Origin of the sequence: Citricoccus sp. GCM10030269 (assembly GCF_042665635.1) — a bacterium.
Taxonomy (GTDB): Bacteria; Actinomycetota; Actinomycetes; order Actinomycetales; family Micrococcaceae; genus Citricoccus.
The window spans coordinates 621,941-642,723 of sequence record NZ_JBHTCV010000002.1; the positions used below are offsets into that span (position 1 = coordinate 621,941).

General features: G+C 66.4%; 20 protein-coding genes. 13 read left to right on the forward strand and 7 right to left on the reverse strand.

Annotated features, from left to right (window positions below):
* Positions 1–95: 95 nt before the first annotated feature.
* Together ACFQQD_RS05945 and ACFQQD_RS05950 are read left to right on the forward strand one after the other, a co-directional pair.
* Positions 96–1,184, forward strand: a complete 1,089-nt coding sequence (locus ACFQQD_RS05945; protein WP_378087226.1) for an LLM class flavin-dependent oxidoreductase — start codon at positions 96–98, stop codon at positions 1,182–1,184.
* A gap of 9 nt (positions 1,185–1,193) precedes the next feature.
* Positions 1,194–3,002 carry a CocE/NonD family hydrolase gene (locus ACFQQD_RS05950; RefSeq protein WP_378087228.1) on the forward strand — a complete coding sequence of 603 codons (1,809 nt, stop codon included), beginning with the start codon at positions 1,194–1,196 and terminating at the stop codon, positions 3,000–3,002.
* Between the two features lie 28 nt (positions 3,003–3,030).
* Here ACFQQD_RS05950 and ACFQQD_RS05955 read toward each other — a convergent pair whose 3' ends face one another.
* Positions 3,031–3,276 carry a hypothetical protein gene (locus tag ACFQQD_RS05955; protein ID WP_378087230.1) on the reverse strand — a complete coding sequence of 82 codons (246 nt, stop codon included), beginning with the start codon at positions 3,274–3,276 and terminating at the stop codon, positions 3,031–3,033.
* Between the two features lie 244 nt (positions 3,277–3,520).
* On the opposite strand from ACFQQD_RS05955, the gene ACFQQD_RS05960 reads away from it, so the two are divergent.
* Genes ACFQQD_RS05960 through ACFQQD_RS05970 form a run of 3 tightly spaced genes read left to right on the forward strand, consistent with a single transcriptional unit; the run spans position 3,521 to position 5,491 of the window.
* Complete coding sequence (locus ACFQQD_RS05960) at positions 3,521–4,066, forward strand: UGSC family (seleno)protein (protein ID WP_378087232.1); 546 nt, start codon at positions 3,521–3,523, stop codon at positions 4,064–4,066.
* Positions 4,063–5,187 (forward strand): hypothetical protein, encoded by a 1,125-nt coding sequence (locus tag ACFQQD_RS05965; protein ID WP_378087234.1) that lies wholly within the window; start codon positions 4,063–4,065, stop codon positions 5,185–5,187. Before ACFQQD_RS05960 ends, ACFQQD_RS05965 begins: the two co-directional genes overlap by 4 nt.
* Positions 5,188–5,224: 37 nt before the next feature.
* Positions 5,225–5,491: a hypothetical protein gene (locus tag ACFQQD_RS05970; RefSeq protein ID WP_378087236.1), complete on the forward strand. Its 267-nt coding sequence runs from the start codon at positions 5,225–5,227 to the stop codon at positions 5,489–5,491.
* A 75-nt stretch (positions 5,492–5,566) separates the two neighbouring features.
* Here ACFQQD_RS05970 and ACFQQD_RS05975 read toward each other — a convergent pair whose 3' ends face one another.
* Genes ACFQQD_RS05975 through ACFQQD_RS05990 form a run of 4 tightly spaced genes read right to left on the reverse strand, consistent with a single transcriptional unit; the run spans position 5,567 to position 9,245 of the window.
* Positions 5,567–6,694: an ABC transporter substrate-binding protein gene (locus tag ACFQQD_RS05975; RefSeq protein ID WP_378087238.1), complete on the reverse strand. Its 1,128-nt coding sequence runs from the start codon at positions 6,692–6,694 to the stop codon at positions 5,567–5,569.
* A gap of 12 nt (positions 6,695–6,706) precedes the next feature.
* On the reverse strand, positions 6,707–7,567 hold the full coding sequence (locus ACFQQD_RS05980) for an IclR family transcriptional regulator (protein WP_378087240.1): 861 nt from the start codon (positions 7,565–7,567) through the stop codon (positions 6,707–6,709).
* A complete protein-coding gene (locus tag ACFQQD_RS05985) occupies positions 7,564–8,361 on the reverse strand; it encodes an ABC transporter permease (RefSeq protein WP_378087242.1) in 798 nt (265 codons plus the stop codon). The genes ACFQQD_RS05980 and ACFQQD_RS05985 overlap by 4 nt, the downstream gene beginning before the upstream one ends.
* Positions 8,358–9,245, reverse strand: a complete 888-nt coding sequence (locus tag ACFQQD_RS05990; RefSeq protein ID WP_378087244.1) for an ABC transporter ATP-binding protein — start codon at positions 9,243–9,245, stop codon at positions 8,358–8,360. Before ACFQQD_RS05990 ends, ACFQQD_RS05985 begins: the two co-directional genes overlap by 4 nt.
* A gap of 188 nt (positions 9,246–9,433) precedes the next feature.
* On the opposite strand from ACFQQD_RS05990, the gene ACFQQD_RS05995 reads away from it, so the two are divergent.
* The 5 genes from ACFQQD_RS05995 to map all read left to right on the forward strand — a co-directional run bounded on the left by ACFQQD_RS05995 (position 9,434) and on the right by map (position 14,705).
* The gene (locus ACFQQD_RS05995; RefSeq protein WP_378087246.1) at positions 9,434–9,961 is read left to right on the forward strand and encodes a MaoC family dehydratase; all 528 of its coding nucleotides are present in this window, start codon (positions 9,434–9,436) and stop codon (positions 9,959–9,961) included.
* Positions 9,958–10,890 carry an SDR family NAD(P)-dependent oxidoreductase gene (locus ACFQQD_RS06000; RefSeq protein WP_378087248.1) on the forward strand — a complete coding sequence of 311 codons (933 nt, stop codon included), beginning with the start codon at positions 9,958–9,960 and terminating at the stop codon, positions 10,888–10,890. Before ACFQQD_RS05995 ends, ACFQQD_RS06000 begins: the two co-directional genes overlap by 4 nt.
* Positions 10,887–12,548, forward strand: a complete 1,662-nt coding sequence (locus ACFQQD_RS06005) for an AMP-binding protein (protein ID WP_378087251.1) — start codon at positions 10,887–10,889, stop codon at positions 12,546–12,548. Before ACFQQD_RS06000 ends, ACFQQD_RS06005 begins: the two co-directional genes overlap by 4 nt.
* Positions 12,545–13,843, forward strand: coding sequence for an acyl-CoA dehydrogenase family protein (locus ACFQQD_RS06010; RefSeq protein ID WP_378087253.1), 1,299 nt, complete (start codon positions 12,545–12,547; stop codon positions 13,841–13,843). The genes ACFQQD_RS06005 and ACFQQD_RS06010 overlap by 4 nt, the downstream gene beginning before the upstream one ends.
* 91 nt (positions 13,844–13,934) lie before the next feature.
* Complete coding sequence (gene map, locus ACFQQD_RS06015) at positions 13,935–14,705, forward strand: type I methionyl aminopeptidase (RefSeq protein WP_378087255.1); 771 nt, start codon at positions 13,935–13,937, stop codon at positions 14,703–14,705.
* Positions 14,706–14,713: 8 nt separating this feature from the next.
* Here the strand turns inward: map and ACFQQD_RS06020 are convergent, their stop codons facing one another.
* On the reverse strand, positions 14,714–15,487 hold the full coding sequence (locus tag ACFQQD_RS06020; protein ID WP_378087257.1) for an ABC transporter permease: 774 nt from the start codon (positions 15,485–15,487) through the stop codon (positions 14,714–14,716).
* 5 nt (positions 15,488–15,492) lie between these two features.
* A complete protein-coding gene (locus ACFQQD_RS06025) occupies positions 15,493–16,338 on the reverse strand; it encodes an ABC transporter permease (RefSeq protein ID WP_378087259.1) in 846 nt (281 codons plus the stop codon).
* A gap of 434 nt (positions 16,339–16,772) precedes the next feature.
* Between ACFQQD_RS06025 and ACFQQD_RS06030 the strand changes: the two genes are divergently transcribed.
* From ACFQQD_RS06030 to ACFQQD_RS06040, 3 genes are read left to right on the forward strand one after another with little or no spacing between them, the layout of a single operon-like run.
* A complete protein-coding gene (locus ACFQQD_RS06030) occupies positions 16,773–18,146 on the forward strand; it encodes an FAD-dependent oxidoreductase (RefSeq protein WP_378087261.1) in 1,374 nt (457 codons plus the stop codon).
* A 58-nt stretch (positions 18,147–18,204) separates the two neighbouring features.
* Complete coding sequence (locus tag ACFQQD_RS06035) at positions 18,205–19,329, forward strand: NDMA-dependent alcohol dehydrogenase (RefSeq protein WP_378087263.1); 1,125 nt, start codon at positions 18,205–18,207, stop codon at positions 19,327–19,329.
* Positions 19,329–20,783, forward strand: coding sequence for an aldehyde dehydrogenase family protein (locus ACFQQD_RS06040; protein WP_378087265.1), 1,455 nt, complete (start codon positions 19,329–19,331; stop codon positions 20,781–20,783). The genes ACFQQD_RS06035 and ACFQQD_RS06040 overlap by 1 nt, the downstream gene beginning before the upstream one ends.

A 20,783-nucleotide genomic window follows, 5' to 3' on the forward strand; every position in this document is an offset into this window, starting at 1 on the left:
GCACAGTGAGACTAACCGGGCCGGGGCCGCGTGCTTACGGTATGGACGTCATTACCGGACGGGTGTGACGGTCAAGACAGCGAAGGAATCTCATCATGCATATCGGTCTGAGTTTCGGTTTCGGCAAAGGCGATCCCGCGGTGACGGACGCCGAGACGTACCAGGGCGAGACAGCGCTGGCCGTGGAGTCCGAGGGCTTGGGATTCGACAGTGTGTGGGCGGTGGAACACCACTTCGAGGACTATTCGTTCTGCCCGGACAACCTGTTGTGGCTGGCTCACATAGCGGGGAAGACCTCGCACATCCGACTCGGTACCGGAGCCGTGATCCTGCCGTGGAACAATCCCCTGCGCGTCGCGGAGAAACTGCTCATGCTGGATCACCTTTCCGGCGGGCGGGCGATCTTCGGGATGGGCCGAGGGCTGTCCCGGCGTGAGTACCGGGCGTTCAACATCCCGCTGGACGAGACTCGGGAGCGCTTCGATGAGGCCTCGGCCATGATCATCCAGGCGATCGAGACCGGCGTGATCGAGGGCGACGGGCCGTACTACCCGCAGCCGCGCACGGAGTTGCGCCCTCGGCCGCTGGCCAGCTGGCAGGACCGCCTGTACACGGTGGCCGGCTCACCGGACTCGATCGTCTCCGGGGTCGCCAACAAGGCCGGTCTGATGTCCTTCGTCACCAAGCCGGTGGATAAGCTCGCTGCCACGTTCCAGAGTTATCGGGACCAGTTCGAGGAGCGCTGGGGCGAGCAGGCGCCACCGGTCGCCGTCAACGTGAACTTCTACACCCACGAAGATGAGAGCGTGGTCAACGAGCGCTTCTACGAGTACGTGGGGACGTTCTACAACCAGAACGTGGATCATTATGAGTTCAACGGGACGCACTTTGCGACCACCAAGGGCTATGAGCGTTACGCGGAGGGCGCTGCCGCCCTGCGGGAGACCGGCGTCGATCAGGCCGGCCGTGACTATGCGGACAGTGCCCTCTCCGGAACGCCCCAGCAGGTGCTGGACAAGGCGATCTGGATGAGCGAACAGCTCGGGGAGTTCGTGCTGCTGATGGCGCCGGCCTTCGGCGGAATGCCGTACGACCAGGCCCAAGCGAGCCTGCGGCTGTTCTCCGAGCAGGTGGCGCCCAAACTGCGCCAGCACGTGGACTCGCTGCATCCGGTCGGCGTCTGAGGGCGAGCGGTGACTCAGGCGAGAACAGAACAGCAGACCGACGCACGCCTGCTGCGCGAACTGGAGATCCCGATGCAGGACGGCACGATCCTGCGGGCCGATGTGTACCTTCCGGCCGAGCGGGACGGACCGGTGCCCACGCTGTTGTCCCGGACTCCCTACGGCAAGACCGGCCCGCTCACGCAGTTGTCCGACCCCGAGATCCTCACCGCAGCGGGCTTTGCCGTGGTGGTCCAGGACAAGCGTGGCCGCTTCGCCTCGGAGGGCACGTATTCGCTCTTGCGAGACGACAGCACCGGCCCTCATCAGGACGGTCATGACACCGTCGAATGGGTGGCCGCCCAGGACTGGAGCGACGGCCGGGTCGTCGCGCACGGGCTGTCCTATCTGGGGCATACCGCCCTGGGGGCGGCGATTGCGGCACCCGAGCATCTGAGTGGTGTGGTGGCGCTGCAGCCGGCCACGGACGAGTACACCGCCCGCACGTTTATCGACGGCGTGCTGAATCTGGAGAATGTCGCGGACTGGCCGGCCAGTGGCATCGTGGCCCCCGACCTGCTGGCCCGGCTGCCGGAGGACCAACGCGCCGTGGTCGAGACCGAGCTGCAGGGCTTCTCCTCGGCCGGACCGGAGAAGTTCGGACGGCTTCCTCTGGTCGACTGGCCGTTTCTTCGACATTTTCCCGGGCTCTGGGCCGATCCACTGGCCCACCGGGAAGATCCGGAGTACTTCGCGGAGAGCCGGATCGGAGCCGCTGAGGTGCCTCGCATCCAGGTCCCCGTCGTCAGCGTGGGTGGCTGGTTCGACTTCTTCGCCCGCACCACTCTGCGGCATTTCGAACTGACCTCGGTTCGGCCCTCGGGCGGACAGGACCGGCTGATCATGGGCCCGTGGTCCCATGGACAGCTCGGCCAGGACACCTTCGACGGCGTCGTGTTCCCGGGCTCGGCCGTCGACAGTAGCGCCGTGCTCGTCGAGGCGGCCGGGAAGCTGCTGCAGGAGGAGGCGCCTGACCGGGGGGAGGCACCTGACCGGGCGGCCCACCCGCGGGCCACGATCTACGTTCTGCGCGAGAACCGGTGGCGGCACGAGCCGGAATGGCCCATCCCCGGGACACAGACCCTCCGGTTGCCGCTGGGAGCGGACGGGTCACTCGGTGCCGCATCGGCGCAGGAGGGATATCGAGACTTCGCGTATGACCCCGCATATCCCTATGTGGCACCGGGTGTGCTCGGCGGACCGAAGGACATCACGGATTTCCGTGCCGGTGAGCAGTTGTTGGTCTACCGGACGGCGCCGCTGGACCGCGACTGGGAGATCACCGGGCTTCCTCGACTCGTGCTGCAGGCCGTCACCACGGCCCGAGACACCGACTGGCTCGCGGAGTTGAGCATCTCCGGTGCGGATGGTCGGTCGATCCTCTACAGCGAGGGCATCACACGTGCGCGGTACCGGCATGGTCGAGAAGATCCACAGCCGGTGGAACCGTCGTCGATCACGGACTACATCATCGAGCTACGGCCGATCAGCGTGCTCGTACGTCAAGGAGAGCGAATCGAGCTGACCGTGACCGCCGGGAAGTTCCCGGTCTACGAACGCAATCCGCAGTCGTTCGTCGATCCCGCGACCGCCACAGAGGCAGATTTCGTGGTTGCCCGGCACCGGGTCCTGTCCGGCGGCCCGGAGGGGTCCGACGGTCCGGAGGGATCTGGCGGAGCGTCCGGAGCGACCGGATCCCATCTGGAATTGCCCGTCGTCCCGCCCGAGGCACAGGGCACCTGGGCCGAGAATCCCTGGCCGGTCGGCGCTATCGGTTGAGAGACGGAGATATCCGGGGGAGAGCCGCTCAGATGATCTGACCGTCGTCGTCGATCTCCGTGGGGTAGGTGATGTCGATGGCGTCGGCCGGCTTCTCGGTGGCATTGGCGATCATGGCCGCCATGAGGTTCTTCGGCACGAGGCAGTCACCGCAGACGCCGTCTTCGGCGCTGATGCGGGCGTCCAGTCGTCCGCCGTCGACTTCGTCGATCTGCAGGATGTAGCCGTCCGCCGCCAGGGTCTGGCGCAAGTCCTCGAGGGGCTGGGTGGTCATGGGTCCTCCGGTGGTGAGGCAGGAACACGTTCCTGGATGGGGATAGTCAACGTGCGTCTTCAGTATGGCCGTGACAACGCTTGTTCTCCATGGTGATTCCCCGGTGAGGAAGGGCGCCGCCGTTCTTCCGCTCCATGGAATAGCGAGCGGATCTGCCCTTCCGAACATCGGAATCGATCGTTGAGCAGACGGTGGCGTGGTGATTGTGTGATGGTCGTCTCAAGAATGAAAGGGAGGCCCGGACATGACCACCATGGAAGTGTTGATCGACCCCACAGGCGCTTCCGAGCGCGAGAACGACATGACTTTGTCGCCCCGGCCCGGCAGCCTCGAAGGACTGACCGTGGGTTTGCTGGACAACACCAAACCCAATGCGACTGCCTTGCTCGAGAGGATCGCCGAGGAACTGAAACAGCGGGACGGCATCGGCGAGGTCCGGATGTACACCAAGGACTACTTCGGCACACCGGTCAAAGACGAACTGCGCGATGACATCGTGCGGGAGTGCGATGTCGTCATCACCGCGGTGGGCGACTGTGGGTCGTGCAGCGCGGCGACGGTCCATGACGGAATCATCTTCGAGCGGCACGGACTGCCGGCCGTGAGCATCGTCAGTGACTCATTCCTGATGTCCGGCCAGGCCATGGCGTCCCTCCAGGGGTTCCCGGGCTACGACTTCCTCGCGGCGGCCCACCCGGTCGCCAGCCTGTCGTCCGAGGAACTGCAGGCACGAGCGAAAGAGCTCGTGGCCGACGTCGAGCGAATCCTCAGCGCGGAGGTGGTCTCGTGAACAGCGCCGCAGTGGAACACACCGTTTCAACACCGGGTCTGGAAGCCGATGCCCGGGCCATTCGCGACGTCCTGGAGCGCTACCAGGAGAACGGGTGGACCGACGGTCTGCCCGTGGTTCCCGTCAGCGAGTCCATCGTCGAGGAATTCCTGGCCACGACGCCCTTGGACCCGGAGACGATGCTGTTCGAGGTGCCTCACCTCAACCGCAGTCTGACCGTGCGCTTCGCGGCCATCAACGCCGCCCTGGCCGGATGCAAGCCGGAGTACTTCCCCGTGGTCGTGGCGGCGTGGAAGGGCATCGCTCAAGAGCCGAATCCGCGCAAGGGCATTTGGCAGTCGACCACGGGCACCGCGCCGTTCACGGTGGTCAACGGTCCGGTCCGGGAGCGACTGGAGATCAACTCCCGGGGCAACATCTTCGGCTCGGGTCACCGGGCCAATGCCACCATCGGCCGGGCCATTCGGCTGGCGCTGATCAACGTCTTCGGGCTGCGTCCGCATCAGTTGGACCAGGCGACGCAGGCCACGCCGGCCAAGTACACCGCGGTGATCGGCGAGAACCAGGAGCAGAGCCCCTGGCCTTCGCTGCACACCGAGTACGGCTTCGCCGAGACCGACGACGTGGTGACGTCCTTCGTGATTCGCTCGGTGATGCACATCGAGGCCCGTCACACCCAGGTGGCCGAGCAACTGGCCCTGGATTTCACGGACTCGATCAACCGCACCGGCGCGTTCATCCACGAATACACCAATGCGCTGCTGGTCCTCAGTCCCGAGCATGCCGAGGTGTTCGCCGGGGCCGGCTGGGACAAGGACCAATTGCGGCAGTTCATCTTCGCCCATGCGGTCCGCACGCGTGCCGAGTTGGCCGAGGTGGGCAAGGACGCCATTTCGCATCACGCTCGGTGGCGCCTGTCCTCGGATCACCCCGATGCGATTGCGGACACAGCGCAGGGTTCGGACACCCCAGACCGGGTCCCGGCACTGGCGTCGCCGGAGTCGATCCAGGTGGTGGTGGCCGGCGCCAACAACGCCGGTGTCTCCGCCATTGCCGAGGTGTTCGGCCTGAACCCCCGGCTGCGTCCCTCGTCCTACAGCCCCGTGGAATACCGCGGCTGACCCGTCAGCAACAGAAGACCAGAGAAAGAAGCACACCATGTCCGCCCACACGAAATCTGCGGAACCGGATGCCGCCGTCGTCGATGCCGCCTTGGCCGACTTCACCGGGATGATGGCCCAGGACGGTTACCAGGCGAGCTGGAAGCCGGAGTCCGCTGACCAGATCGCGGTCTCCATCGAAGCTGGCCCGGAGGCGTGCGCCGACTGCCTGTCCCCGACGCCCATCATGGAGGCCATCCTCCAGAAGGCCCTGTCGGAGACTCCCTATTCGGTCGGAAAGGTCAGCCTCCCCAGCGGCCACTGAGGCCACCTCAGCGATCCACGACAACGGGGCCCTGTCCAGATGGACAGGGCCCCGTTGTCGTGGATCAGCGTCGTTCTAGGACGGAATCAGCTCGTTGTTCATCCAGGACTCCGGGGAATCGACGGCGTCGATCCGGCCGTACTCGACGAGTTCTTCGATGCCGGCCACCCAGATCTCCTCGTCCGTGACCAGGGGCTCCGTTTCCTCGTCGTTGACGAATTTCTCCACCTGGACGTCCATGGCCGAGCGGGCCACCGAGTCATTGTCCAGGCTGGCGAACGAGTTGGACTCGCGCAGGGCCTCGATGGTCTTGGAGCGGTCCTCGTCCTCCACGATGAAGTTGATGGCGTCCTTCAGCGCCCCCAGGAAGGCCGTGAGCTGCTCCGAGGAGTTCTCGATGTGCTCTTCGGTGGTCACGAAGTATTGGCGGTCCGAGATCACGGGGGACAGGTCGCCCATCACTACGGCCTCGGCCTCGTCTTCCATGTCCAGGAGCAGGAAGCTCTGGTCCGGGCTGGAGATGTAGCCGTCGATCTGGCCGCGCTTGATCATCTCCCAGGAGGCGGGGTTGTCGGTGACCACCTGAAGGTTGACCTGCTCGGGATCCACCCCGGCGGTCTCCAGGGTCAGCAGCAGGTTGTTCTCCGTGCTGCCGCCCTCGGAAGGGATGCCGATGGTCATGCCGACCATGTCCTCGGGCGTGTTGATGGGCCTGTCCGGGGAGTAGTTGATCCGCTGGGACGGTCCACGGGCGATGGTGCCGATGTTGACCAGATTCTGGCCCTGGGCCCGGGCGGCCGCGAGGTCAACGGTGTTGCACCGGGCCACCAGTCCCGAGCCGGCGATCATCGCCTGCAGGGAGGGGGAGGTGCCTCGAGCGACCTCGACGCCGAGATTGATCCCGTTCTCCTCGTCATGCCCGGCGTCCATGGCCAGCATCTCCGCGGAGAAGGAGAGGGTCTCGAAGGGCAGGAAGCTGATGTAGGTGACGTCGCCGAGGGAACCGTCCGAGCTTCCGCCACCGGCACCGGCGTCGGTCCCGCACGAGGCCAGTGCCCCGCTGCCGGCCACGGCCACGACGCCGGCGCCGAAGCCACGGAAGAGGGACCGCCTGCTGAGGTGGAGTCCGGCCAGTCGGGAGCCGGGCTGCTGTGCGCCCGGAAGGCCGGGCGGTGTGCTGAGTCGGTTGGGGGACCGGTTCATGGTGATGCTCCTTCAGTGAGGTGGGTGCAGGGACACGTGCTGTTCCATGGCCGTGCGTTGAATGGACCGGGCCGTGCTGCGCACCAGCAGTCCATACGGGGTGTTCGAGGTTCCTTCGGGCACGACGATCGAGATCGCGGCCAATGGCTGACCGAAGCGGTCCAGAATCGGAGCGCCGATGCCGACCCGGGGATAGGTCCGGTTGTTGTTGACGGAGTATCCGTTGGTGCGCGTCTGGGCCAGGGCGTTCCGGACGGCATGAGCGGCGTCGGCACCGGTGGCGTGGCGCGCTTCCAGGTGGGCCAGGTACCGCTCCTGAAAACCCGGGTTGAGGAAAGCCAGGACGGCCATGCCGAGCGCGACGACGTGATACGGGTCCCGCTGGCCGATGCGGGGCCGCTCGTTGCCGGGTCCGCGCGGCCGCAGGCTCTCGACGGTGGTGATGCGGTGGCCGTCGGGGATGCCCAGATGAATGGGGAAGCCCGTGGTGGAGTAGAGGTCCTGCATGAACGGCAGGGCGATGCGCTGCAGACCATGGGTCTTCGGCGCCAGCAGCCCGAAGTTCCAGAGGTCCACACCGATGCACAGCCGGTCTTCGTCGTCGCGGTCCAGCATGCCCAGATCCAACAGCTCGCTGACCATGCGATGGGTGGTGGTCAACGGCAGGCCCGTCCGGCGACTGAGCTCTGACAGCGTCAGGTGGTCGTGGTCGTGGTCGAAGGCGGACAGCAACCGATGCAGGCGGCCGAGGACCGACCGGCGCGGTCCGCTGCGGGCCGTGCTGATATCTCTCGGTCGACCCAGTCGGTCCTGTCGACCCTGATCGCGTCCGGAGTCGTCGGCCGCCGTCTCGTCCATCCTGACCGCTGTCACGCCACGGTCCCCTGCTGCGAGTAGACGGATTCGTGCCACGGGATGAGGAAGCGTTTAAGCGCGAAGACCGCTCCATAGAGCAGCAGGCCCAGGACCGCCAGCAGCACCACCACCCCGAACAGCCCGGGAGCGTCGAGTTGGTTCAGCGTCCGCACCACCATGTAGCCGAGACCCTCGTTGCCGCCCAGGTACTCACCGACGATGGCGCCGATCACGGCGAAGACGATGCCGGTCTCCATGCCGGCGAGCAAATAGGGCATGACGCTGCGGAAGTCCAGGTTGGTGAACCGCTGCCGGTTTCCGGCGTTCAGGGCGGTCATCACATCGCGGTGACCGGGGTCGATCGACTTCACGCCCAGCAGCACGTTGAGCATGATCGGGAAGAAGGCGAGCATGGCCGCGATGATGACCTTCGAGCTCATGCCGAAGCCGAACCAGATGACGAACAGCGGAACGAACGCCACCTTCGGGACGACTTGCAACAGCACGATGATCGGCCGGACCGTCATCTCCAGCCAGGCGATCTTGCCCAGCAGCACGCCGACGATCACCCCGAAGAGGACCGCCAGCAGGAAGCCGAAGATGATCTCCGTGGCCGTGATGCCGGCGTGACTCCACACCTCGGGGTCCTGGATGAGTTCTCCCAGGCGTTCCGCGATCATCGACGGCGGGGGCAAGATCAGCGTCGACACCTCGAGGGCCCGGACGGAGATCTCCCAGACGACGCACAGGAGGATGACGAGCAGGGGCGCTCCGACCCAGGGCAGCAGCTTGCCCCAACGTGATGAACTCATGATTCCTCGCTTTCCAGTGCGTGGCGAAGGGTCCGCACGGTTGTGCCGAAGGCTTCGGTGGCTTGAACGTCGAGGGGCCGTGGGCGCTCCAGGCCGACGTCCACCGTGGATTGGATGCGGCCAGGCCGGGGGGTGAGCTGGATGACGCGGTCACCGATGAAGACGGCTTCGGAGATGTCGTGGGTGACGAAGACGACGGTGGCCTGGGTGGCCATGGTGATCCGCTGCAGTTCCATATTCATCTTTTCGCGGGTCATCGCGTCCAGTGCGCCGAACGGCTCGTCCATCAGCAGCAGCTCCGGATCCCGGCTGAGGGCGCGGGCGATGGCCACGCGCTGGCGCATGCCACCGGAGAGTTCGCGGGGATAGGACTTCAAGAAGTCGCCCAGCCCCACCAGATCGGCCAGTTCTGTGGCACGACGGCGGCGCTCGGCCTTGCCCATGCCGCGCAGCTTCAACGGCAGGGCGATGTTGTCCGCGATGTCGAACCAGGGAAAGAGGTGCGGTTCCTGGAAGACGACTCCCAGCTGTTCCAGCACGCCGCTCTCGACCTGGTTGCCCTTCCACAGCGGCTTGCCGGACACGAAGACGTTGCCGTCCGACGGTGGGAGCAGCCCGGCCATGATCCTCAGCAGGGTGGACTTGCCGCAACCGGAACGTCCGATCAGCGACACCGTCTCGCCCTCAGTGATGTCCAGGTCGATATCCTTCAGCGCTTCGGTGCGCTTGGACTTCGTCGCGAAGATCTTGGAAACGGACTGGATGGAGATCTTGGCGGTCTGCCGCGCGGGCGGCGGGTTCTCCGGCGTGGAGACGTCGGTCTGGACGCCGGCCTGGCTGGTCTGCACCACGGGTGATCCTCCTGACGAGGTGATGTACGTCACGGTGACGCTATCGGGGGGTTCCGAGGGGGAGAACGGCCTCTTCCGCTAAACGGAAGGGGGCGGACACGGGTCGGATGGGGGCACTATGTTTCAGGAAGCCTGATATCTCGTCGGTCTCCGGGGGCTCCCAGGACGGCGTCGAGTACAGAGTTCTCGGAATCTGCCTGCCACCTCTGAAGGAGCCGGATATGACCACCCCTTCGCCCTCGTCCACGCCCTCTTCGCCCTCGCCCACCCCGTCAGCCTCGTCAGACTCAACTGCCGGACCCCTGACCGTGACGGTGGACGAACTGCCACAACTGCAGGGCACCACCATGGGCCCCTCGGAATGGCGGACGATCACCCAGGAAGACATCGACGTCTTCGCAGACCTCACGGGGGATCACAACCCCATCCACGTGGACGAGGAGGTCGCCGCCGCCTCTGTCTACGGCACCCGCATCGCCCACGGGCTGCTCTCCCTGAGCATCGTGGTGCCGCACCTGTCCCAGTTGTGGAAGGTGACCGGCGTCGGGATGGGCATCAACTACGGGCTGAACCGCGTACGGTTTCCCGCGCCTACCCCGGCCGGGGGTCGGGTGCGCGCCAGTGCCGAGGTCCTCGAGGTCACGGAGCTCGACGGCGGCTGGCAAGTGGTCCTGAAGGTCACCTACGAGGTGGAGGGCGGCACCAAACCGGTCTGTGTGGCCGAGTTCGTCCTGAGGTACTACCGGTGAGCGCCGCGCGGGGAACGGACTCGGTCCGTCTGGACGGCAAGGTCGCCATCGTCACCGGCGCGGGCCGCGGTCTGGGTCGGGCGTACGCCATCGCCATGGCCGAGGCCGGAGCCGCCGTCGTGGTCAACGATCTCGACGGCGAGACGGCCGAGTCCACGGCCGAAGAGATCCGTACGGCTGGGGGTCGGGCCGCCACCGTGGTGGCCGCCGTCGGCACCTCGAAGACGGCGCAGGAACTCGTGGACACCGCGGTGAACGAGTTCGGGCGCCTCGACGTTCTGGTCGCCAACGCCGGGGCTCTCCGCGACCGCGTGCTCTGGAAGATGAGCGACGAGGACTTCGACCTGGTGATCTCCTCCCATCTGCGCGGCGCCTTCACCTGTGGACGCGCGGCCGCCGTCACCATGCGCGAGCAGAAGGAGGGTGGCCGCATCATCCTCATCGGCTCCCCGGCCGGGCAGTTCGGCAGCTTCGGCCAGACCAACTACTCCGCCGCCAAGGCCGGGTTGGTGGCCATGAGCCGGACCTGGTCCCTGGAGTTGGCTCGGGCCGAAATCGCCGTGAACACAGTGATTCCCACGGCCCTGTCTCCCATGACGGCCACCATTCCCGCCTACGCGAAGGTCTATGAGGACTATCTGCGCGGCGAGCCGATCCCCGTCGAGTATCGGCGCGACCACGCCCTCGGTACTCCCGAAGACGTGGCCCCACTGGTCGTCTGGCTGGCCTCTGACGCCGCAGCCGACGTCACCGGACAGGCCCTGGGCCTGGGCGGAGACCGGCTGACCGTGTACTCGCACCCGGATGTGTTGCACACCCAGAATCACGACGGCGGCTGGTCGCCGGCCCTCATCGACGAGGCGTGGCACTCAGGGCTGGACGCCCATGCCCAGCGGTCGGGTCCCCGGGGTTCGGAGCAGGACTCGTGAGCGGCCAGCACAGCCTGGTGTGGAAGGGGCTCGCCGAGTCGATCCCGGATCGCACCGCGCTGCGTGCCGCCGATGGCCGGACCTGGACGTTCGGCCAGTTCGCGCGCGAGGCGGCCGGACTGGCGGAGAGCCTCGGGCAGCAGGGCGTCCGGCCGGGGGACCGGGTGGCGATCCTGTTGCACAATCGCCCCGAGTTCCTCATCACCTTCTACGCGTGCCTGGCCACGGGGATGATCCCCGTCCCGCTCAACTATCGACTCCGCGGTCCGGAAGTGGCCGAGTTGCTCGACGATGCCCAGGCGGCGGCCCTGGTGGCGCCGACCTCACTCGCAGCAGTGGTGGAGGCAGCGCTCGCCGCCTCCACCGAACAGCCCGGGGTGATCTGGGTGCCCGACGGTGCCGAGGCAGAGCCGGAGGCAGAATCGGCAGGAGGGCCGGAGGCGGAGGCGGAGTCAGATTCTCTTGCCGGGCAGGCTTGGAGCGATGCCATCGCTCCGGAAGGGCAGTTGCCGCAGGCCCCGCCCGCCGACGCGGAGATGTGGATCTACACCGGCGGCACCACCGGTCGGCCTCGGGCGGCTCGATGGGTGGCCTCGGAGATGTTCGAGGTCCAGTTGTTCAGCACCTACACCCTCCTCGGACTGACACCGCCGAAGGACGTGTCCGAGGCCGTATCGATCGCCACGGACCCTGGGACGCCGCGCGTGATGACCCTGCCGCTGGCCCCGTTCATGCACGGCACGGCCCTGACCGTGTCCCTGAGCACGTTGGTGCTGGGCGGAACCGTGCTGACCACCGATTCCCCGCGACTGGATCCGGAGGCCTCCGTGCGGATGGCCGTGGAGTTCGGCGCCACCAGGATCGTGGTCGCCGGTGACGCCGTCTCTCTGCCCGTGCTCGATGCCGCCGACCGGCTCGGCGTGCGGCTCGATCAGGTGGACTCGGTCTTCAGTTCCGGAATGCGGTTCAGTCCGGAGACCAAGCGCCGCTTTCACGGCCACGGCCGGATGACCATTGTGGACCTGTTGGCGACCACCGAAGGTGGCGGCTTCGCCGTCACTCAGACCACCGGAGCCGAGGATCTGCCGGGCCGACCGCGGCTGATGCCGACCGCCGTCGTGCTGGATGAGAACCAGGAGGAGATCCAGGACGAGGTTGGGGCCATGGGCATCCTGGCCTCACACGGCGCGCTGCCCCGTGGCTATCACGGTGACGAGCGGAAGACCGCCGAGACGTTCCCTATCATCCGTGGAAAACGCCACGTGGTGCCCGGGGACTGGGTGCGTGTGCTCGAGGACCGCCATATCGAGTTCCTCGGTCGGGGCAGCTCCGTGGTCAACACCGGTGGGGAGAAGGTCTACCCCCAGGAGGTCGAAGAGGCCCTGATGAGCCACCCCTCGGTCCAGGACGCCGTGGTCGTGGGCATCCCGGATCCGCGTTTCGGCGAGACCGTCGCGGCGGTGGTCGCCACCTCGGATGCGACGACGACCGGAGAGCTGCTGGACCACGTCAGTTCCCTGCTGGCCGGGTACAAGAAGCCGCGGCACTTGATGGTCCGCTCCGCCCTGGAACGCAGTCCGCAGGGCAAGCTGAACCTGAAGCAGCTGCGGGAGGAGCTCATCCAGGATCGTCGCGAGCAGGAGGGTGTGAGCCGATGAGCACCGAGGCGCCTGCCGGCGGTCGGGACGACAGGCAGGACGACAGTCAGGACGGTCCTCGGGACGGCGCGCAGCGGGAGAACCGCCGAACGACGCTGTCCTATCCGGGGGATCTGCTCGGCTTCGTCGATGATCTGACCGAGCTGGAACGGGCCAAGCTGCTCACCCTGAGGGCGCACCTGGACGAGCACGTGCGTCCGCTGCTGCCTGACTACTGGGAGCGAGCCGAGCACCTGGCCCACATTCGCGAGCCGTTGGCGTCCCTGCGGCTCGAGGACGACCCCGCGCTGCTGCAGGACGACGGCAGGATCGGCGCCCTGTATCGCGGTTTCCGCACCATCGAGATGTGCCGGGCCGATCTGTCGGTGTCCATGACCTACGGCGGTCAGGTCGGCATGTTCCGCACGCTGGTGCTTGAAGGCGCCAGCGCGGAGCAGATCGCGCGGTGGGACCGGGACATCCTCGAGTTCCGGATGACCGGCTGCTTCGCCCTCACGGAACCGGACCACGGTTCCGACATCGCCGGCGGCCTGTCCACCACGGCCCGTCGGCAGGGCGATGGCTGGGTGCTCAACGGCGCCAAGCGCTGGATCGGCAATGCCACCATTTCCGATCACCTGGTGGTGGTGGCCCGTGAGGAGAACGACGGCGGCCCGTCCGGAAGCGGCCGGGACGGTCGGCGCGGTCGGGTGCTGGCCTTCGTGGTTCCCGCGTCGGCGGACGGCGTTCAACGTTCGGTGATCGAACACAAGGCGGCCCTGCGCAGCGTCCACAACGCCGACATCCTCCTGGAGAATGTGGTCGTCCCGGAGGAACTGCGTTTGCCTCGCATCGAATCGTTCGCGGACATCAATCGCGCGTTTCGCACCCTGCGCCCGGAGATCGCCTGGAGCTCTGCCGGAATGCAGCTGGCCACCTACGAGTCCGCGCTGGACTACGCCCAGCAGCGTGAACAGTTCGGCCGGCCGATTGCCTCGTTCCAACTGGTGCAGGACAAACTGGTGCGCATCGTCGAGAACATCGCTCAGACCCTGGCCTTGGCCGTGCGGACGACCACGCACCCGGTCGGCGACGACGTCAACCCCAGCCTGATCAAGCTCATCGCCGGCAACCGACTGCGCGAATCGGCGGCCTTGGCCCGCGAGATCGTCGGCGGCAACGGTCTGCTCCTGGAACATGAGGTGATCCGGTACTTCGTGGACGCCGAGGCCATGTACACCTTCGAGGGAACTCGAGAGATGAACACCCTGATTCTCGGCAGGGCCCTGACTGGACACAGTGCCTTCGTCCGCTAGGAACGTGCTGTACTGACGGGAGTTGTACTGCTGCGGTGGGGGACACGGCCCCGCCACAGCCCCGTGACCATTTCCGTTGAGAAGGCAGCCCATGATCGAGATCCTCACTCCCGCCGAAGTGGACCGCGCCCGGGAATCCGGCGCCCTGGTCGCGGACATTCTGCAGACCATGAGGAGCAGAGCCACCGTGGGGACGAACCTGCTGGAGATCAACGACTGGACCCGGGAGATGATCGCTGAGGCCGGGGCGACATCGTGCTACGTGGATTATGAACCGTCCTTCGGGCGAGGGCCGTTCGGCCACTACATCTGCACGGCGGTCAATGACGCCGTTCTGCACGGCAAGCCACGCGACTACGCGCTCGCAGATGGCGACCTGCTGACACTCGACTTGGCGGTGTCCCTGCGCGGCATCGCTGCCGATGCCGCGATCAGTTTCATCGTCGGGGAATCCCGGCCCGAAGAGAGCGAGTCGATGATCGAGGCCACCGAGCGGGCGTTGGCGGCCGGGATCGAAGCGGCCCGTCCCGGTGTTCGCATCGGAGATCTCTCGCACGCCATCGGCTCTGTCCTGGCTGACGCGGGATACCAGGTCAACACCGAGTTCGGCGGCCATGGCATCGGTTCCACCATGCATCAGGATCCGCACGTTCCGAACGTCGGCAGGCCCGGGCGGGGCTATGTGCTGCGCCCTGGATTGCTGTTGGCCCTGGAACCGTGGGTCATGGCAGATACCGACCGCCTGAGAATGGACGCCGACGGATGGACTCTCCGCAGTGCCACCGGCTCCCGAACGGCTCACTCCGAACACACCATCGCCATCACCGAGGACGGCGCGGAGATCCTGACCCTGCCCCGCTAGCGGTCAGCTCACGCTGCGGATTCCAACTGCCGCTGTGCGTAGTACCAGGACAGCAGGCGGCGCTCGAGCCAGCGGAACAGCAGGGCCATGATGATGCCGACCAGCCCCAGGACGACCACCCCGGCCCACATGGGTCCGTTCTGGAAGGTCCGCTGGAAGTAGATGATGGAGAACCCGAGACCGTTGGTGGCGGCATACATCTCGGACGCGACCATGAGGATCAACGCGATCGGCAAGGACAAGCGGATGCCGGTCACCATGCGCGGCAGTGCCGCCGGCAGCACAAAGTACCGCAGTCGGGTCAGGCCGGCGATGTTGTAGGACGACGTGGTGTCCCGCAAGACCGGATCCGCAGAGCGGACGCCGTCCACGGTGTTGAGCAGGACCGGCCACAGGCAGCCCAGGGCAATGAGAAACACCTTGGTCTCATCGCCGATGCCGATCACCATCATCAGCACGGGCAGAAGGACCGGCGGCGGAATAGACCGGACGAATTCGAGGATCGGTCCGGTGAGCTTGCGGACGGTGAGGTTCGAGCCGATGAGCACGCCCAGCACGATCCCGGCGATGACCGCGATGAGCAGGCCGCTGAGCAACCGCGTGATCGAGGGGAGGACGTCACTGAAGAAGCGCGGTCCGACCCAGGTCTCCCACAGATCGGTCATCAGCGTTTCGGGCTTCGGGATGAAGGGGTTGGTGTTGCCGAGGGTGACGACCCACCAGAGGACCACCAGGACGATGGGCAGGGCCACCATGGCCGGGATCGAGCGAACTCTTCTCATGCCTCTCATGCCGACTGCTCCGATCGCACGGACGGGTGCCAATGCAGAAGCCGGTTCTCGATGAACTTCAAGCCGTAGTTGATCGTCAGGCCCAGCACGCCGGTCAATAAGGCCAGGGCATAGACCGACGTGACGTTCCCCGCGCTCTGGTTCGTGGCGATCAGGTCGCCGACCCCGGGCGTTCCGACCACGAGTTCAATGGTGATCCCGACGACGAGGGCGATGGTCCCGCATAGGCGCAGCCCGGTCATCAGGAACGGCAGCGCCGTCGGGAAGGTGACGTACCGCGCCCTCCAGGCCCACCCGAGGCCATAGCTGCGGGCGGTCGACTCTGCGACCGGGTCGACGTCGTCGATTCCGCTCATGACGTGGACCAGGATCACCCAGAAGCACGCCCACACGATGACGAAGACGGTGGCGGTGGAATTGATCCCGAAGAGCACGATGGCGATGGGAATCAGCGCGACCGAGGGAATGGGGCGCAGAAACTCGACCGTGGACGTGGTGTAGCGAATCAGCACGCTGCTGGAACCGATGATCAGCCCGATGACCGCCCCGGCGGACAGGGACAGCGCCACGCCGATCAACCAGGACCGCATCGTGGCACCCAGGGACTCCCAGAAGACCGGATCGACCAGCAGGGACACCAGTTCGACCATGACCACACTGAAGGGCGGCAGATAGTCGGCGTTGACCAGAGCCAGGCGAGAGGTCAGTTCCCAGATCCCCATGAACGCCACCACGCCCACGGCCCCAAGCAGTGGAGTGGACCAGGGTCGGTCGTGGAATTCCGGCCGCTGCGACTCCGGCAACACAGGCGCGGAGGCCGGTCTGTCGATGGTGGTCGCCACGATTCTCCTTGGTCAGACGTAGTGGTCGCCCAGCCCGTACTCATGGTGCGCCGGAGTGCCGTGAGGCCGAGCCGAGCCTTGGCCACTGTGAGCTGGGTCTCCATCGGGCGGGTTGGAGAGATGCTGACACATGCCGGAGGCAACTGTCTACCGTATTCGTACGATGACTGGCTTGAGTGTACGCAACGCGTCCGTCGGATCGTGCGTTCCATCGACCGTCGGGAGCCCTGTGGGTCTCCGGGGCCTTCTTCCAGCGTTCGGAAGAATGCTCGACCGCCTCTGGAGGCTGCTGTACGCTTCAGGCACGAGCGACCTACTATGCGTACACGCGCACTGCCAAGGGCCCGCCGTGGGAACACCGTCAGCGTCATCTCGAACGGTCGTCCGCGGTCCTGCCGGCCCGAGGTGGTCCGCCGGACGAAGGGACACCCCTGGTGCAGCAATCCATTCACGAGGACGCACGGGAGACACCCGTCATCGGAGAGTATGACGTGGTGGTCGTCGGAGGTGGCCCGGCTGGGCTGATGGCCGCCGCCGCGGCGTCCCGAGAAGGTCGATCCACCGTGCTGATCGAGCGCTACGGATTCCTGGGCGGTGCGGGGACCATGGGCGGACTGAGCACCTTCTGCGGATTGCACGCCCGGGTCCATGGTGAGCACCGCCGGGTGATCCGCGGCTACGCGGACGAATTGCTGGAGCGGCTGGAACACATGGACGCGCTCAGTGAGCCGCATCTGAGCGTGCAGAACCGGATCCAGGCGCAGGCGTTCGACATTTCCGCCTACAAGATCGCCGCCGACGAGTTCTTGGTGGCCGGCGGAGCGACCCTGCTGTTCCACACCAGCGTGGTCGGAGTGGTGATGGATGCCCCCGAGCGCGTCGATGCGGTTCTGGTCGAATCGAAATCCGGGCGCGGAGCGATTCGGGGACGGGTCTTCATCGACGGCTCCGGCGACGCGGATCTCGTGCGGCATGCCGGAGCCCCCACGGAGAAGTCGGCAGACCTGCTCTATCCGTCTCTGATGTTCCGCATCAACGGTGTGGATCACCAGAAAGCCGGTCGCGCCTGGGAAACCGTCGCCAGAATCATGGACGAGGCAGAAGAGCGTGGGGAGCGGACCTTCCCCCGCAAAAAGCCGATCGTCCGGCCTCAGCGCAATCCGCTCGAATGGCGGGCCAACCTCACACAGCTCTCCAATGAGGACGGCAGCGCCATCGACGGCACGGACGCCTGGCAACTGAGCCGAGGGGAGTTGCAGGGACGTCAGCAGGTCAAGGACGTGTTCGGGTTCATCCGTGACACCACACCCGGTTTCGAGGACGCCTATGTGGTGGACATCGCTCCGCAAATCGGCATCCGGGAGACCTACCGGGCCGTGGGGCAGTATCAGCTCAGCGAGGCCGACATTCTGGACTGCGTGGATTTCCCGGACACGATCGGCGTCCAGGGCTGGCCCGTGGAGGCCCATGTGGAGGGCACCGTCGAATTCCGCTTTCCGGCGGCCGGCGTCGAGTCCCGCGGCTTCAATCAACTGCCGTACCGCATGCTGGTTCCGCAACAGGTGGACAACCTGCTGACCGTGGGGCGCTCGGCCTCGATGACACAGTGGGGCCAGTCCTCGGCCCGAGTGACGGGCCCCTGCTTCGTCATGGGACAGGCGGCCGGACTGGCCTCCCATCTGAGCCTGTCCGAGAACACGCCAGTCGGCGACATCGAGGTGCCCCGCCTGCAGCAGCGACTCGAGGACACCGGCGCCTACCTGGGCACCGAACTCGCTCCCGATGTCACCCCAGTCACTTCACGCTGATCACCGCAGACCATCGATGTTCAGCGCCGTTCACCACTGATCACCGCAAGGAGTCGATATGTCCATTCCCACCACAGCCGCCATCGTGCGCGAGCAGCCCGGCAGGTTCGACGTCACCGACGTGCTACTCGAGGAACCGCGCGAAGGAGAGATCCTCGTCAAGATGGTGGCCAGCGGCCTGTGCCACTCGGATTACCACCTGCTCAGCGGGGACAGCCAACCCGGCCTGCTTCCCATGGTGGGCGGGCACGAGGGCACCGGAATCGTCGAGGGCGTCGGGCCGGACACCCATGGCTGGGAGGTCGGCGACAAGCTCGTGTTCTCCTTCATCGGCAGCTGCGGCAAATGCCGATGGTGCAGCGAGGGCATGACCAACCTGTGCGACCTCGGGGCGTTCCTGATGAAGGGAAGCCGCTTCCGTGACCCTGACAGCTTCCGCTTCTCCCTGCCGGACGGTACTCCGATCAGCCAGATGTGCGGGCTGGGCACCTTCGCCGAGCGCACCGTGGTGGACGTCAACTCTGCGGTCAAGTTGCCGCCGGACGCCCCGCTGGAGACGCTGTGGCTCTTGGGCTGCGGCGTCGGGACCGGATGGGGGTCGGCGGTGTACCTGGCCGGTATCCACCCGGGTGATGTCACGATCGTCATGGGCATCGGTGGTGTCGGCATCAACGCGGTCCAGGGTGCGGTGCACGCCGGGTCCATGTCCGTGATCGCTGTGGATCCGCTGGAGTTCAAACGCGAGAAGGCGAGAGAGATGGGAGCGACGCACGCCTTCGCCGACATCCAGGAGGCCACGGAGTTCGCCCGGTCGATCACCAACGGCCAAGGCGCGGACCAGGCCATCCTGACGCCGGGTGTTCTCGCGGGCGAACACATCGCTCAGGGGTTCGCTGCCATCCGCAAGGCCGGCACCGTCGTGGTCACCGGCATCGCTCCCGCCTCGGAAGAAGTGATCCCCATCCAACCGCTGGAACTCACCCGCTATCAGAAGCGCATCCAGGGCTCCGTCTACGGCGGCAGCAATCCGCAGGCGGACATTCCTCGCCAGTACCGCATGTACTCCGCCGGGCAATTGAAGCTCGACGAGCTCATCTCCCGCACCTACTCGCTGGAGAACATCAACGACGGATATGACGATTTGCTCAACGGCCTCAACATCCGCGGGGGAGTGATCTACTGATGACTGACACCACCGTGACAGCGGGCCACCTGGTCCGCTCAGAGATTTTCTCGGGCGGCGAATGGGTCGACCAGCACGGCACTGACCAGATCGTGGTGACCAGTCCGGTGGACGGCCGCGAGGTGGGGCGCGCCCCGCGGGGCAACCAGGCCGACGTCGACCATGCGGTCTCCGCCGCGCGTCGGGCCTTCGATGCCGGGCCGTGGCCGGAACTGTCACCGGCCGAACGTGGGCAGTGGCTGGACCGGCTGGCGGACGAACTGGAACGGCGTGGGGATGACATCGCCGCGATGATCACCGCGGAGATCGGCCAACCGATCCGCGTCTCCACGCCGTGGGGTGGCAAGAGGCCGATGGCCCATCTGCGCTTCTATGCCCAGGTGGCCCGGGACCTGCAGACCGAGGTGGAACGGCCCAACTCCGCCCGGGAGGGCACCTCCACCATCCGCCGTGAACCTCGCGGCGTCGCCGCCGTGATCGTGCCATGGAACCATCCCTTCGCCTCGACCACGCTCAAGCTCGGACCGGCTCTGGCGGCGGGCTGCACGGTGGTGATCAAACCCGCGGAGGAAACGCCCCTGGACATCTATGTCCTGGCGGAGGCCTGCCGCGAGATCGGGCTGCCCGCCGGCGTGGTGAACATCGTGCCCGGTGGGCGGGAGACAGGGCAGATGCTCGTGGCGCACCCCGGCATCGACAAGGTGGGGTTCACGGGCTCGACGGCGGCCGGGCGGGCCATCGCCGGCGCCTTGGGCGAACGGTTGCTTCCGGTGACCCTGGAGCTCGGTGGGAAATCGCCGGCGGTCATCCTGGAGTCCGCCGACCTCGACGACGTCATGGCGAGCCTGCGGGGCGCCAGCTTCGAGAACAGCGGACAGATCTGTGCCAGCCTGACGCGGATTCTGGTGCCACAGTCCCGGTACGACGAGGTGCGCGATCGGCTCCTGGCCCAGATGCGCAGTCTGGCCGTGGGCGATCCCTGGGATACGGCCACCGATCTCGGCCCGCTGGTCTCGGCCCGCATTCGGGACCGGGTGCTCAGTCTCGTGCGGAATGCCGAGGCGTCCGGCGCCTCGGTGACGCGGACTCATGAGGAGTTGCCCGGGGAAGGCTGCTTCGTCTCTCCCATGCTGGTGGAGAACGCCTCGATGGACAGTGAGATCGCCCAGACCGAGGTCTTCGGTCCCGTGGTCAGCCTTCACGCCTACGCGTCACCGGATGAGGCGATCGAGCTCGCCAACAACTCCAGCTACGGTCTCGCCGCGGCGGTCTATGGAGATCCCGATGAGGCGGAGGCCATGGCGCGCCGGATTCAGGCGGGCACCGTGGGGATCAACGGGTATCGCCCCGACCTCAACCATCCCTACGGGGGCTACAAGCAGTCCGGCATGGGGAGGGAGTTCGCTCCGGAAGCGGTGCAGGCGTACCAGAACACGAAGACCATCTGGCGCTGA

Coding starts and splice junctions, on each gene's coding strand:
- ACFQQD_RS05945 (WP_378087226.1), top strand. CDS start 96: ATGCATATCGGTCTGAGTTTCGGTTTCGGCAAAGGCGATCCCGCGGTG.
- ACFQQD_RS05955 (WP_378087230.1), bottom strand. CDS start 3,276: ATGACCACCCAGCCCCTCGAGGACTTGCGCCAGACCCTGGCGGCGGAC.
- ACFQQD_RS05960 (WP_378087232.1), top strand. CDS start 3,521: ATGACCACCATGGAAGTGTTGATCGACCCCACAGGCGCTTCCGAGCGC.
- ACFQQD_RS05970 (WP_378087236.1), top strand. CDS start 5,225: ATGTCCGCCCACACGAAATCTGCGGAACCGGATGCCGCCGTCGTCGAT.
- ACFQQD_RS05975 (WP_378087238.1), bottom strand. CDS start 6,694: ATGAACCGGTCCCCCAACCGACTCAGCACACCGCCCGGCCTTCCGGGC.
- ACFQQD_RS05985 (WP_378087242.1), bottom strand. CDS start 8,361: ATGAGTTCATCACGTTGGGGCAAGCTGCTGCCCTGGGTCGGAGCGCCC.
- ACFQQD_RS05995 (WP_378087246.1), top strand. CDS start 9,434: ATGACCACCCCTTCGCCCTCGTCCACGCCCTCTTCGCCCTCGCCCACC.
- ACFQQD_RS06010 (WP_378087253.1), top strand. CDS start 12,545: ATGAGCACCGAGGCGCCTGCCGGCGGTCGGGACGACAGGCAGGACGAC.
- map (WP_378087255.1), top strand. CDS start 13,935: ATGATCGAGATCCTCACTCCCGCCGAAGTGGACCGCGCCCGGGAATCC.
- ACFQQD_RS06020 (WP_378087257.1), bottom strand. CDS start 15,487: ATGAGAAGAGTTCGCTCGATCCCGGCCATGGTGGCCCTGCCCATCGTC.
- ACFQQD_RS06035 (WP_378087263.1), top strand. CDS start 18,205: ATGTCCATTCCCACCACAGCCGCCATCGTGCGCGAGCAGCCCGGCAGG.
- ACFQQD_RS06040 (WP_378087265.1), top strand. CDS start 19,329: ATGACTGACACCACCGTGACAGCGGGCCACCTGGTCCGCTCAGAGATT.